The organism is Psychrosphaera sp. (genome assembly GCF_982872775.1).
In genome coordinates this window covers 25,323-38,530 of the sequence record NZ_CEYNSH010000001.1, presented here as the reverse complement: position 1 = coordinate 38,530, position 13,208 = coordinate 25,323, and the positions used below count along the sequence as shown (strand labels likewise).

The 13,208-nt window shown below is 42.6% G+C and carries 8 protein-coding genes; 2 read left to right on the top strand and 6 right to left on the bottom strand.

What is annotated here, in order from left to right:
• Positions 1-17: 17 nt before the first annotated feature.
• The 4 genes from AC4E96_RS00155 to rho all read right to left on the bottom strand — a co-directional run bounded on the left by AC4E96_RS00155 (position 18) and on the right by rho (position 4,169).
• Complete coding sequence (locus tag AC4E96_RS00155; RefSeq protein WP_488032072.1) at positions 18-500, bottom strand: GNAT family N-acetyltransferase; 483 nt, start codon at positions 498-500, stop codon at positions 18-20.
• A gap of 15 nt (positions 501-515) precedes the next feature.
• Positions 516-1,220 carry an NAD(P)H-flavin reductase gene (fre, locus tag AC4E96_RS00150; protein WP_488032073.1) on the bottom strand — a complete coding sequence of 235 codons (705 nt, stop codon included), beginning with the start codon at positions 1,218-1,220 and terminating at the stop codon, positions 516-518.
• Between the two features lie 107 nt (positions 1,221-1,327).
• A complete protein-coding gene (gene ubiD / locus AC4E96_RS00145) occupies positions 1,328-2,809 on the bottom strand; it encodes a 4-hydroxy-3-polyprenylbenzoate decarboxylase (protein ID WP_488032074.1) in 1,482 nt (493 codons plus the stop codon).
• 91 nt (positions 2,810-2,900) lie between these two features.
• Positions 2,901-4,169, bottom strand: coding sequence for a transcription termination factor Rho (gene rho, locus AC4E96_RS00140; protein WP_488032075.1), 1,269 nt, complete (start codon positions 4,167-4,169; stop codon positions 2,901-2,903).
• Between the two features lie 528 nt (positions 4,170-4,697).
• Between rho and AC4E96_RS00135 the strand changes: the two genes are divergently transcribed.
• Complete coding sequence (locus AC4E96_RS00135; RefSeq protein ID WP_488032076.1) at positions 4,698-4,919, top strand: TIGR02922 family protein; 222 nt, start codon at positions 4,698-4,700, stop codon at positions 4,917-4,919.
• Between the two features lie 250 nt (positions 4,920-5,169).
• Positions 5,170-7,392 (top strand): hypothetical protein, encoded by a 2,223-nt coding sequence (locus tag AC4E96_RS00130; protein WP_488032077.1) that lies wholly within the window; start codon positions 5,170-5,172, stop codon positions 7,390-7,392.
• A gap of 222 nt (positions 7,393-7,614) precedes the next feature.
• On the opposite strand, the gene AC4E96_RS00125 is transcribed toward AC4E96_RS00130, so the two are convergent.
• Together AC4E96_RS00125 and AC4E96_RS00120 are read right to left on the bottom strand one after the other, a co-directional pair.
• On the bottom strand, positions 7,615-10,500 hold the full coding sequence (locus AC4E96_RS00125) for a family 16 glycosylhydrolase (RefSeq protein WP_490254535.1): 2,886 nt from the start codon (positions 10,498-10,500) through the stop codon (positions 7,615-7,617).
• 78 nt (positions 10,501-10,578) lie between these two features.
• A complete protein-coding gene (locus AC4E96_RS00120; RefSeq protein WP_490254534.1) occupies positions 10,579-13,176 on the bottom strand; it encodes a glycoside hydrolase family 3 protein in 2,598 nt (865 codons plus the stop codon).
• Positions 13,177-13,208 lie beyond the last annotated feature (32 nt).

Genomic DNA, 13,208 nt, shown 5'->3' with positions numbered 1-13,208 from the left:
GGCGCTAATTAATAGAGTTAAAGCGCTTTTTCCCAAAACTCAGCTTTACCCATGGCTGGGTCTAGCTCGTAGCCAGCAAACCCAAAACTCTCGTAGGAATGTCGAGCAACGGTATTACCTTCGAGCACTTCAAGGGTCAATTTACAAGCGCCACGATGTTTGGCTTCTGCTTGTACCGCTTCTAACATCGCGTGGCTGATACCTAAGCCACGAAACGCTTTTTGTACCGTTACATCGTGAATATTGATAATAGGCTTACACTTAAATGTTGAAAAACCTTCAAAGCAGTTAATCAACCCTGCTGGTTTACCGTCTACATAAGCAATAAAAGAAAAAGCATGTGGTACTTCTTTTAAGGCATTAACCAAATTAGCTTGGGTACTTTCACTTAACGCTTCAGCGCCACCCATAGGGTCCTGGGCATAACCATTAAGTAAATCAACCAATTCTTGTCCTTGTTGCTGATCGTTATAATCAACACGTCGAATTTCAATACTCATTTGTTTTCCTTAACATTAGATAAACGCAAATGCGTCCGCAAACATGTGCTCTTTTAAAGCGCCTTTTTGGCTAATAAAATCTTCTCGAGCGATGCCGGCCATTTTGAAAGGGCCTGCTAGATAAATATCGTAAGGCTCAAGACTAATGATGTCTTCCATTACTGCATGGTGGACATAACCGGTTTTACCAGTCCATTCATCATTACTTTCTTCAACAACAGGAATATATTGGAAGTGAGGATGAGAATTCGCCCAATTGACCAAGTACTCACTTGCATACAAAGATGTGGCATCCTTCGCACCCCAATACAAAATAACGTGATGATTTGGCTTTGTTTCAGCCAAATAGTCGGCAATTGACTTAACGTAAGAAAAGCCCGTTCCACCAGCCATCAATATAATAGGACGCTCAGACGCTGAATTTAGATGAGCATGACCCAAACCAACTTCCAATTGAACCACTTTGTTGGCTGCCATATGATCAAGTGCACCACGTGGGTAGTCATCATTTGGACCAGCGCCAATATGCAACTCAATTAACTCTGCATTTGGGCTTGATGCAATTGAAAAAACGCGTTTGTCTTCATCACTTAAGACAATTTGCAAATACTGACCTGCCAGAAAGTTAATGGTTTCTAGTGGCTTTAATTTAACAATGTGAACATAGTCTGTGGTCGCTTCAATCGACACGACTTCTGCATTAATAATCGGTGCAGACATGTAATATTCCTACCTTAATGCCAACCTATTCGTTGGGACTTACCTCTAACTATAGGATTGATTTTGGCATTTGTTATATAAGTTACAGTTTTAAAATACGTTTAACGTTAATCTTTTGGTGTGAGCTTGATGCCAAACTCCTCCCACCTTTCATCGACTCGTTGTTTGATCTCTTCGCTCATGACAATCGGTTCGCCCCATTCACGATCCGTTTCTCCCGGCCATTTGTTGGTGGCATCTAAGCCCATTTTTGAACCCAAACCAGACACCGGTGAGGCAAAATCAAGATAGTCTATCGGCGTGTTTTCAATCATCACCGTATCACGAGCAGGGTCCATACGCGTAGTAATCGCCCACATCACATCATCCCAGTCTCGCGCATTGACATCATCATCACAAACAATGACAAACTTGGTGTACATGAATTGTCTTAAAAACGACCACACACCCATCATTACGCGCTTGGCATGACCAGGGTACTGTTTCTTCATAGTCACCACCGCCATACGATACGAGCAACCTTCTGGCGGTAAATAGAAGTCTTCAATTTCCGGAAACTGCTTTTGAATAATAGGCACAAACACTTCGTTTAATGCTACACCCAAAATAGCGGGTTCATCCGGTGGGCGGCCTGTATAAGTGGAATGATAAATTGGATCTTTACGATGGGTAATATGGGTGACGGTAAAGACAGGGAATTCTTCTACTTCGTTGTAATAACCCGTGTGATCACCATAAGGACCTTCTGGTGCCGTTTCATTAGGGTCTAAATAACCTTCCAAGACAAATTCTGCAGAGGCTGGGACTTGTAAGTCGTTGGAGACACACTTCACAACTTCAGTTTTACTTTCGCGTAATAACCCTGCAAATCCATATTCACTTAAAGTATCTGGCACGGGTGTTACTGCACCTAAAATTGTCGCTGGATCAGCACCAAGTGCCACAGAAACCGGATACTTTTCACCTGGATTACTCTTTTTAAACTCTTCAAAATCCAACGCTCCACCACGATGGGACAACCAGCGCATAATGAGTTTATTTGGCCCCAACAATTGTTGACGGTAAATACCGAGATTCTGACGAGGTTTATTTGGGCCTCGTGTCACCGTTAATCCCCAGGTTACTAATGGTGCAACATCACCCGGCCAACAACGCATGATGGGTAACTTCGTTAAGTCAACTTGGTCGCCCTCTAGCACAAACTCCTGACAGGCTGCTTTTTTTACTTCTTTTGGTGATAGGTTAAGTACCTTTTTAAAAATAGGCAGCTTGGAAAATGCATCCTTGAAACCTGCTGGCGGCTCAGGCTCTTTTAAAAATGCTAATGTCTTTCCCACTTCACGCAAAGCGGCAACGTCATCTTGGCCCATACCCATAGCGACGCGCTTTGGTGTACCAAACAGGTTTGCTAGGACAGGAACCGAGTAGCCTTTCGGGTTTTCAAATAACAACGCGGGACCTTTACCACGTAATGTGCGGTCCGCAATTTCAGTCATTTCTAGATCAGGGTCAACTTCCGCTTTTATTCGGATCAGTTCACCTTTTTTTTCTAGCTGTTTAATAAAGTCACGCAGATCTTTATATTTCATTAATCTTCAGCGTCTCTTGGTCAAAGTAGATAAATTAAATACAAAAAAGCCCAATCAATGTTGGGCTTTTGTGCGTTTGATTCGTTGAGAACTACGCGCCTTTTTGGCGTTTCATTGCATCAAAAAATTCATCGTTGGTTTTGGTCATCGCCAACTTGTCGATCAAAAACTCCATAGCTTCTACTTCTTGCATTGGGTTTACGATCTTTCTTAGGATCCACATTTTTTGTAATTCGTCTTGAGAGGTCATTAATTCCTCACGACGAGTACCAGAACGGTTAAAGTCGATAGCAGGGAATACACGACGCTCAGCAATCTTGCGATTGAGGTGTAATTCCATGTTACCTGTACCTTTGAATTCTTCGTAGATAACTTCGTCCATCTTAGAACCAGTATCAACAAGCGCTGTGGCGATGATAGTTAAGCTACCACCCTCTTCTACGTTACGAGCAGCACCGAAGAAGCGCTTTGGCTTGTGTAACGCATTTGCATCAACACCACCAGTCAGTACTTTACCTGATGAAGGAATAACGGTGTTGTATGCGCGAGCTAGACGGGTGATTGAGTCGAGTAAGATAACAACGTCTTTCTTGTGCTCAACAAGACGCTTGGCTTTTTCGATAACCATTTCTGCAACCTGAACGTGACGAGATGCTGGCTCATCAAACGTTGATGCAACTACTTCACCTTTTACGAGACGTTGCATTTCGGTTACTTCTTCCGGACGCTCATCGATAAGTAACACCATCAATGTTGCTTCAGGGTGATTCGCTGCAATTGAGGTTGCGATGTTTTGCATCAACATCGTTTTACCCGCTTTTGGCGGTGCTACGATAAGACCACGCTGGCCACGACCAATTGGCGATGCCAAGTCTAGTACACGTGCAGTAATGTCTTCTGTTGAACCATTGCCTCGCTCCATAACAAAACGCGATGTTGCGTGAAGTGGAGTAAGGTTTTCAAAAAGGATTTTATTTCGAGAGATTTCTGGCTTGTCAAAGTTAACTTGCTCTATTTTAAGTAAGGCAAAATAACGTTCAGAATCTTTTGGTGGACGAATCAGACCAGAAATCGAATCACCCGTACGTAGGTTAAAACGACGAATTTGGCTAGGTGATACATAAATATCATCCGGCCCTGCTAGATACGATGAATCTGCTGAGCGCAAAAACCCAAAACCATCTTGCAATATTTCCAGTACACCATCTCCATAGATGGATTCGCCACTTTTGGCATGTTTCTTTAGGATTGAAAAGATGATGTCTTGCTTGCGCAGACGTGCCATGTTCTCTAAGCCCATCGACTCAGCTAGTTTTACGAGCTCGCTAATCGGCTTATTCTTTAATTCACGTAAATGCATATTGAAATGTCTTTGTAATTAATATGAAGGTTTTTGAAGTTTATTCGTTGATAAGGTTCGCGCAGGGCTCCGCGCCGATACAGATAAGTTAGCAGTAAATTTAACCACCGTAAAGTGACAATCTTAATTAACTGCAATTAAAGTTGCAATATCGGTGTTTCTTACTGTTAATCTCTTTTTTCTTGCTCTGACAGGCGTATTTTTTCTAAAAACTGATGCTCTATCTCGATGACATTAAGGGGGCAACCTATTTGTTCGCTTCCCTTTTGATTTAGAAAACTTTTACTCTATGTTATTAAAAAGGTACTGAATAGAAAAAACTGTTTACTTAGAACATTATGTAACTTTTTATTTCAGTTCTATGCATAAATAAGCATTAAAAGGGCAGTATTCGTAACGTTCAACTCATTTAGTGGCCCAACCAGCCTTTTTTGATCCTTTTTTGATACAAATATGTTTGCTTTACGTATGAATATTTATTAAGTTGGTGTTCAGACCGATTTAATAATAAAAATAAAAGGTTATCTGATGTTACATGACCCGGTTTCTCAAGCGACGCTAATCTTCTTTGAAGATGGTGCGTTAGATTTAAGGCACGAGACTCACAGCTTTAACAAAAGCGAGAGCGGCAGACTCATTATACCTGATGAGTTAAAACAAGGTCGCTCTATCATTGCCGTATGTGATGGTGAGGTCGATATCTTAAATAGTATTGGCGACAGGATTTTGCCTTATGAAGGTGTTGCTTAAAAAGCAGACTTTTTAACAACAACCAAACATATTCAATAAAACGCAACTGGCCTGGATGGTGCAGTTGCGTTTTTGTTTAACTATCTCTTAACGCTTTCTTATTTCTTTAGTTTTCTATCTTAGAAAAAATAAAAAAGTACAAAAAACACACAATAATTTTTAGTAAATCCTCAACTTATCAACTAAGTTTAAAATCCGACTTCATTTTGAGATCTATGATCGTCACCGCGATTGTTTAGGGATTTAAACTATGGCAAAAAAAGGTACTTCAACCAAAAAACCGGCCGAACAGATAGAACCGGTTATGTCTGATTTTGATGAAGTAGTACAGACAGTTAAAGAACAAACCAAACCCAAAACGACTGAGACTACTCCAAAGTCCCCTAGTCGAAAATTAACCAAAGCCCACGACTTAGGATTCGGTGATTACAAATACTTTACCGAAGAAGATCTCAATAAAATCCTTCAAAACCTCGATATTTTAAGAAGTGACGTATTACCCCAACCCGATACACTCGAGCACGAAGAATATAAAGAACCCAATTTCCCCTCGGTCTGTCTGATAGGTTTAGGTCGCTGTGGTTCAAATATCGCGCTTGATGTCGCAACCTTAGTTCATAATGCACGTGTCTTTTATCTTAATGACTTCCATAATGTGGAAGAGAAACCGGCTGAAAAAGATCGCAAAGCGATCAATTGGATCCAACGCAGCCTTAACATTCAGCCGCAAGAAAAACTAAAGCCGGTATTTCTTATCGAGCCTTTGGTCATGTTAGGCGATTTGGATAAAGACATTCGTGGCCGTATTCAGTTTTCCGCTAAGAATGGCGGCATTAACTTTTTAAACGAATACAGTAAGCTCAAAATCATGGACTTATCAGAGGTTCATGCTGGCGGTGCCGGTAACGCTCCGATTCTCGGCCAGTACCTAGCTAAAGTCATACTGAACAAAGAAACAGAAAAGTTCAGCAATGATGACTGGAAGTTCATTCATTCCTACCTCATTGACTCTTGTGGTATTAAAGCCAACCAATCTCGTCTGTATTTCTATATTTTTAGCGCAGGCGGTGGCACAGGCTCTGGTATGGCTTCAGAGTTTGGCCTGGCACAGCAATACTCTTACATGACCAAAACCTTTGATATTCGTACCGAGCAAGAGATGCTCACTCACAATCAGTCTTTTGTATTTGAGCCTATCTTTACCAGCGGTATTTGTATTTTGCCAAATATCACCCACCGCACGATTGAGATGTCAGAGGCGCTTCACATTAATGCAGGCCGTTTATTGTGTAAGTACTTATCTGAAGAATGGAACTTCTCTTACAGTATGGATAATGACGACAGCGAATTAGAGAACGTCAAACGCCGTATTCGACCTTGGAACGCCATGATGCTGATTTCAAATGACATTATGCGTTATGCCGAAGAGTCAGATGAGGAGCATTCCGGCCAGTTCATTGACGTGAACACAATGGAAAAGCACGCCAATCAATACATAAGCCAACAGATCTTTAACATCCTTACCGCCCAAGCCGTTACAACCGATTACGACGAAAACTACTTTCGTCGAGCCGGAATTGATATTGGCGAAACCATTCGATTAGATGCTAATGACTTGTTCATGAGCCTGGCAGGTCCTATAGCTGTCGCTTACGCTGAATCAGTCGTTAAAATTGGCGATAAAGGAGAAAACAAAGCGGGTCTATTTGAACGTGTTCAAGAAGAGCTGGACATCGATGACTTGTTCTTCCGCTCTATCGACTTACCTCACTTTAATAAACAGACTCAAGCAATAGAAGGCATTAGCCTACTGCCCATCGAGTCTGAAAATTACAAAGAAGCATTGAAGAAATATCGTGAGAGTGGCTATGACGCGAAACATTTGAGAGACCTGCACTTTTTTAACAACTGCTCGTCCATCGTATCTATCGTCTCTCTGCCAAAAGATTACAAACTGAGTTACATGGACTTAAACCGCCTAAAGGTACATTTAAACAGCCTATTCCAAAACACCACGTTAAAACGCTTTGCGTTAGTGATTGGCGCTTCTGCCAACTTATCCCTAACGACATTGGTGGCCAAAAGCCCTTGTTTGAGTGATGACTTCCTAACCCTCATTGTTTCTTATATTAAACGTTGTTTTGCAAAAGAAAACTACGGCTTCGATAACACCTTAGATGAAGCCATCGTCGGCTTTATTAAAGATCCAGAGTTTGATGAAGCAAAATTAGATGAGATGTTAGAAGCCCATGAAAATCCGGCCAAAATACTCGACACCAATTGGTTTGCTATTAAACCTATGTACGAGAAAAAGTATCGGGAACTAATCCACGACAAAGACAAGTTCACGTCGATAAATGACATCAGACTAAGCGTCGATAATGTTAAACAGGCGATTTACTATCTGCGGAAGATATATCGTCATCGTATTAGTAAAACGCGGGTTATTTCTCTTAATACACCAAGTGAATGATTAGCTTGGAAACCAGAGTTTTAGCTTACCTTTGAGCTAGTGAGTTTGTGAGTCTCATAAATAGGCTAAAAGAAGGCTCTGTTAACAACGGTTAAATAAACAATAAAAAACCGCTCAACTGTGAGCGGTTTTTTTATATTCACAATGTTTTAAAGTAAAGCCAGCCTCAATTCAGATAAATAATATATCGAGGCATACCTTGTACGTTTCTAATCGTAATAATTAAGGTTGTGCTTTTATTTGTAAGTTATCAAGTTGATAAATCGCACCATCTGCTTGGTCCCAAGTCGGGAAAATCATAATGATGTTTATCATCGACAGATTAAGTCCATCAGCCTCGAGTGCCGATAAATCAAATGTATAGTGCTGCCACTCGCCTTCAACTGGTGCAACGCCTTCATTACTATCTGAAAGTAGTAGCTCGGCGAATATTTGCTGACTCGATTCTACTTTGATCATCCACTCTGCTGATGAGTTGCTTGGTTGAGAAACCACTTTAAGGTCAAACTCTAACGTACCGTTCGTTAAAGAAGACGCATCATGTGTTTCAAAGGCTTTAGCGCCAGCAACTGTCGCGGTGTTATTAAAAGTGAACTGAGCAACGTTACCACGGTCAGTTTCAGCGACTTCTTCATAGACGGCGCCGCCACAGCAGTCCCAAAGAGACCAGTTGCTGTCTGCTGCATCGCCATATACCACGACCTCACCTTCAATTGATGGGGTTGGTTCAGGCTGAGGACCACTTATAGTCTTTTCCCAACGCACGTTATCAACTAAGAAGTTAACACCTTGCTGGTCACCCCAAGTTGGATAAATGACCAGACCAGTATTAACGGTATTTACGTCAAGTCCAGCACCAACTAATTCACTTACCGGTACGGTAATAGTTTCCCATTCGCCGTCTCCTACTACGCCTAGCACTTGGTCACCTGTCGTACATGGATAAATACAGTCTATTTTGAAGCTAAGTCCTGATGTTGTTTGGGCATAATCAACGACTTTTACGTCAAAGACTAATGCACCATCAACAAAATCTTCAAAGTTAATAGGCGAAGCTGATTGGAAGTACAATAAGCCATCAGCGCCGTCAGTACCAAAGCGTACATCTAACACCATGCCACGTTCTGCATCTGCAGACTCAACTAACGACCACTGAACATGGTTACCAGATTCACCATCAAAGTAATCTGCACCAGTTACTGTATCCCAAGCGCCAATGCCATTCGTCCAAAGCTCTGCATTGACCGCATCATCAAATACCGTGATTTGCTCGCCTTGAACTTCAACTTCTGGTGGGTTGATACCACAACCGTCTTGGTCTTTATGACCACAGCTCAAAGAAATGTTGTCGAACATGACGTGTGCTTCTGCACTGAACTCAGCAACAAACAGGTTAATAACCGAACTCGTATTTAGAGCTTGATCGCCTGGAGTCGCAACCAAATCATTTACCTTAACAGACACTCGCGTCCATTCGTCTTTAGGCAAGTCAGCAACATTTAATGCCTTTTGACCAAGTTTAGGCCAGCCACTGTCCATTTTGATTGTAATCGTGCTGTCTGCTGTTGTGCCTGCGCTATCAATATACATATCAAAAGTCAGTTCACCAGCATGTAACTTCCAAGGTTCATTCGAATTGCCCATGCCATAAAGGCTAAATGCGCCGCCATCAACGGCGTTGATAGCAATATTACCCATGTTAGACGTTGTTACTTCAATAACCGTACCGTGATCACCACCGATATCGGTTTCCGCCATAGTAATAGCACCTTCGTTATCCCAGGCAACTCCGGCTTTTAGCTCACGTGTTGCTACTTCATCCGCAACATCCCAGCTCAATGAAGCCGCACCATCTGTGTATAAGTCATATTGAGCAGTGTAAACCTGGTCCGCAGCTGGCGTTTCTAATGTTGGGTCAACATTTTTAACACAGCCCATGCCTGTTTCAGGGTCAGCACTACACTCATAAACGCGAACGTAGTCAACACTTAACGTCGCAGGGAATACAGTGGACGCATCCGGTGAGCCAGGCCAGTTACCGCCGACCGCTAGGTTTAACAATAAATGGAAGTCTTGATCGAATGGCGCTTGAGGTGCAGAAACATACCCGTTTTCACCATAGTAATAGCTCCACCAAGTATCTGAAGTCACCGTTGCGAAATGCACATCATCTACGTACCAGCGGATTTCATCTTGTTCCCACTCAATAGCGTAAACGTGATAATCGTCTGTTGGGTTAATTTCTAGGCTACCACCAGCACTTTTGTTCAGAGGCCATGCCATGCCATAGTGAATCGTACCGTGGACGCGCTGATTTTCAGCACCGTTAGGGCTGACGACTTCCATAATGTCTAATTCGCCACCAGAAGCCCAGCCACCGTATTGAGAATCGGTTGGTAACATCCAGAATGCAGACCATAAACCTTGGCCTTCTGGCGCTTTAATTCTCGCTTCAATACGACCGTATTTAATATCAACTTTGTTGTCTGAACGCATACGACCAGACGTATAATTGTAATTGTTACTCGCTTCTTCTTTCGCCGTTATATTTAGAAAACCACCAGCTACAGTAATGTTTTCTTCTTGATACCACTCGAGCTCGTTATTACCCCAACCCGTTAAACCATATTGAGAACCATCACCGGTTTCGATGTTCCAGTTTTCAGAATTTAGCGATTCACCATCAAACTCATCGCTCCACACCATGGTCCATTCGGCAGCATCACTTGGTAAAGTGACTTTAACCTCAAACTTTTGTGTCGTAGACAACGCGCCATCCGATACGGTTACATCAAAGCTGTAATCGCCGATCACTGCAGTACTAGGAGTAAAGGTGAATGTATTTGTTGAGGCATCGAATTGAGCCCAACTTGGTAACTCAGAGACGCTTACTGTTAGCGTATCACCTGTGTCGATATCAGAGACCGTGACAACAAACTCTGTGGTTTGCTGTGCATTAATGGCCAGTTGTGGTGATGACGTTACTTCAGGAGCCGTATTAAACTGCAACGTCTCTCTTGAACTAACACCATCAGAATCTCCGCACGCTGCTACTGTTAGTAGAGCGCCGGAGAGAAACAAAGACTTTGTTATTTTATTTTTCATCATAGTTTTCTCTCACGGATGTAACCGCTTACATTTGTGTTTAAACAAATGACCACAAGTGGCCTGTTGATTTACTTGTTATTAATTACATTTAACGACGGTTGAATATTCTCTGTCATTGACAGCAATATTCACATTCGAAAACTCAAGAGTGACAGCTTGAGAGCTAGTCAAAACAAGAGGTTCAAAAACTTTTGCGAAGGCGGCTTTGTCTGTATTAAAGCAACTTAACTCTATACCCACGCTTTGCCACTCAGTCGAATCACTTTGAATATGGCTCGCTAAGTCGACACCATTGCGACACTCTTTTTGACAACCTTTTACCGCATCCATGCCGACAAATACTTCGCCAGATTCGATAGAGTTTGCAAGTTTGATGTCAAAGTTCAGTGTTGCGTTTTGTTCAACTAACGTTAATAAGTCCACCGGGAAGTCGTGACCGATAGAAACTCGACCGACACCTTCGCCACTGAACCGAACAAGTCTAGTATCTTCTTGAACAAAACGGTCTATTGTACGGACGTATACAGTTTGGTTTTCTAAGACACTACTGTTCATCACTTTTTGAGGTGTGTTTGGGGTTGAAGCATGGCCAATTCTCAACTTGAATGGTGCCTGTACGGCTCGATCCATTAATACTAACTTGGCGTCTTCATCTGTACTTCTCTCTACCGTTTCATCTAAAACTGGCACTTGATCGATTGACTTGTATGTTAAGCCATAACCATATTTAAATAGCGGTTGGTAGTCCGCATCACCTAAGTTAACCGTTACTTGAGTTGGACTTGCAGGCCATGAAAATGACAAGCGTCCAGCAAAATCATATTTAGGCTGACCCTTTTTATTCGCCACCAATACATCAGCGACACCAACACCTTCCGAGCCAGGCAACCAAGCTACAACAAAAGCGTCTGAGGCATTGATTTCAGCATTGGTCCATAGTGGGCGGCCAGTAATAAATACAGAAACGACTGGAATTCCCTGGTCTTGTAACTTTTTAAGTAAGGCATGATCACGTTTGTTGGCACGTTGATATTCAAGGTTATCCAAATCACCATTGCCTTCGGCATAAGGCTCTTCACCGAATACCACAACCGCTACATCAGGCTTGTTTTGATAATCACCTGTCTCGTTTAACTCAACAGAGCCGCCAATTTCTTCGATTTGTTGTTTGATGCCATCATAAATTGACGTTGCGCCTGGGAAGTCATCATTAGTATTACCGGTCCCTTGCCAAGTGATGGTCCAGCCACCTGATTGTTTACCAATATTGTCGGCACCGTCACCTGCAACTAACACATGCTGATTTGGTTTCAACGGTAATACTTTGTTGTTATTTTTTAATAACACTAGAGATTGGCGAACCGCATCACGAGCAATTGCACGATGCGCGTCATGACCGATTAAAGAAGTATCGGCGGCTAATGCACGGGCCTTTGGACTTGGTTTTTCGAACAAACCTGCGCGAACTTTGACGCGCAAAATACGGCGTACCGCGTCATCGATACGTTCTTGTGAAATCTCACCTGATTGTACTTGCGCTAGAGTGTTTTTAAATAACGGCTTCCAAGATTGAGTCGGCGCCATGAAAATATCTAGTCCCGCATTGATAGCTTGTGGACAAGAGCTGTTATCACAGCCTTTAACTTGACCATGACCGTTCCAGTCCCCGACAACAAAGCCATCAAAACCCATGGTGTCTTTTAGGACTGTGGTTAACAGGTACTTGTTACCGTGAATTTTATCGCCGTGCCAGCTATTAAATGACGCCATAACAGACTGAGAGCCAGCGGTTAAACCACCCACGTAGCCTTGTGCGTGAATATCAAATAGCTCTTGTTCCGAACTAACGTTATCACCCTGGTCATCGCCACCAACCGTACCACCGTCACCAACGAAGTGTTTTACCGTTGAAATAACGTGTTTTTCGTCTAAGAAGTTGTCACCTGGTTTGCCTTGCAAACCACTCACGATGGCAGCGGCATAGTCTTTTACGATTGCAGGGTCTTCAGAGTATGACTCATAAGTACGACCCCAGCGGTCATCTCTCACCACCGCAACAGTCGGAGCAAAAACCCAATCGATACCGGTCGCCAATACTTCTTTTGCCGTGGCATGAGCAATTTGCTCAATCAAATCTGGATTGTTTGCTGCGCCCAGACCAATATTGTGTGGGAACAAAGTCGCACCGATAACATTATTGTGGCCATGCACAGCATCCGTGCCCCACATGGTTGGAATAGTTGAACCATCCAGGCTATCGTCAATAGACGCTTGATACATCTTTTCCGCTAAGTCGACCCAATCTTGCGCAGTGGCATGTTTGTTATCATTTGGAAATGCACCACCACCATTTAAATATGAGCCAAAGCCGTATTGACGCATTTCTTCAATAGTGACGTCACGGATTTCTGGCTGAATCATTTGAGCGATTTTTTGCTCAAGTGTCATGGTCGCCAAAATCGACTCAACTCTTTGCTCTACGGCATCATCTTTTTTAACAACGATATCGAGTTTGGGCCAAATCTGTGCTGCGCGAGCTTGTTCACTTACGTCGTTTTTAGTCTTTGACGCAACGCTTTGCTCTTGAGTGGCATCGCCTTTTTGCATACAAGCTGTGGCTAAGAATACGGCCGAAATTGACAGCGCCACTTTTGAAAAAACATTTAATCTAGTCATCTGATAAACCTGGTTAATGCCTTGTTTAAAGT

Coding starts and splice junctions, on each gene's coding strand:
- AC4E96_RS00155 (WP_488032072.1), bottom strand. CDS start 500: ATGAGTATTGAAATTCGACGTGTTGATTATAACGATCAGCAACAAGGA.
- fre (WP_488032073.1), bottom strand. CDS start 1,220: ATGTCTGCACCGATTATTAATGCAGAAGTCGTGTCGATTGAAGCGACC.
- ubiD (WP_488032074.1), bottom strand. CDS start 2,809: ATGAAATATAAAGATCTGCGTGACTTTATTAAACAGCTAGAAAAAAAA.
- rho (WP_488032075.1), bottom strand. CDS start 4,169: ATGCATTTACGTGAATTAAAGAATAAGCCGATTAGCGAGCTCGTAAAA.
- AC4E96_RS00135 (WP_488032076.1), top strand. CDS start 4,698: ATGTTACATGACCCGGTTTCTCAAGCGACGCTAATCTTCTTTGAAGAT.
- AC4E96_RS00130 (WP_488032077.1), top strand. CDS start 5,170: ATGGCAAAAAAAGGTACTTCAACCAAAAAACCGGCCGAACAGATAGAA.
- AC4E96_RS00125 (WP_490254535.1), bottom strand. CDS start 10,500: ATGATGAAAAATAAAATAACAAAGTCTTTGTTTCTCTCCGGCGCTCTA.
- AC4E96_RS00120 (WP_490254534.1), bottom strand. CDS start 13,176: ATGACTAGATTAAATGTTTTTTCAAAAGTGGCGCTGTCAATTTCGGCC.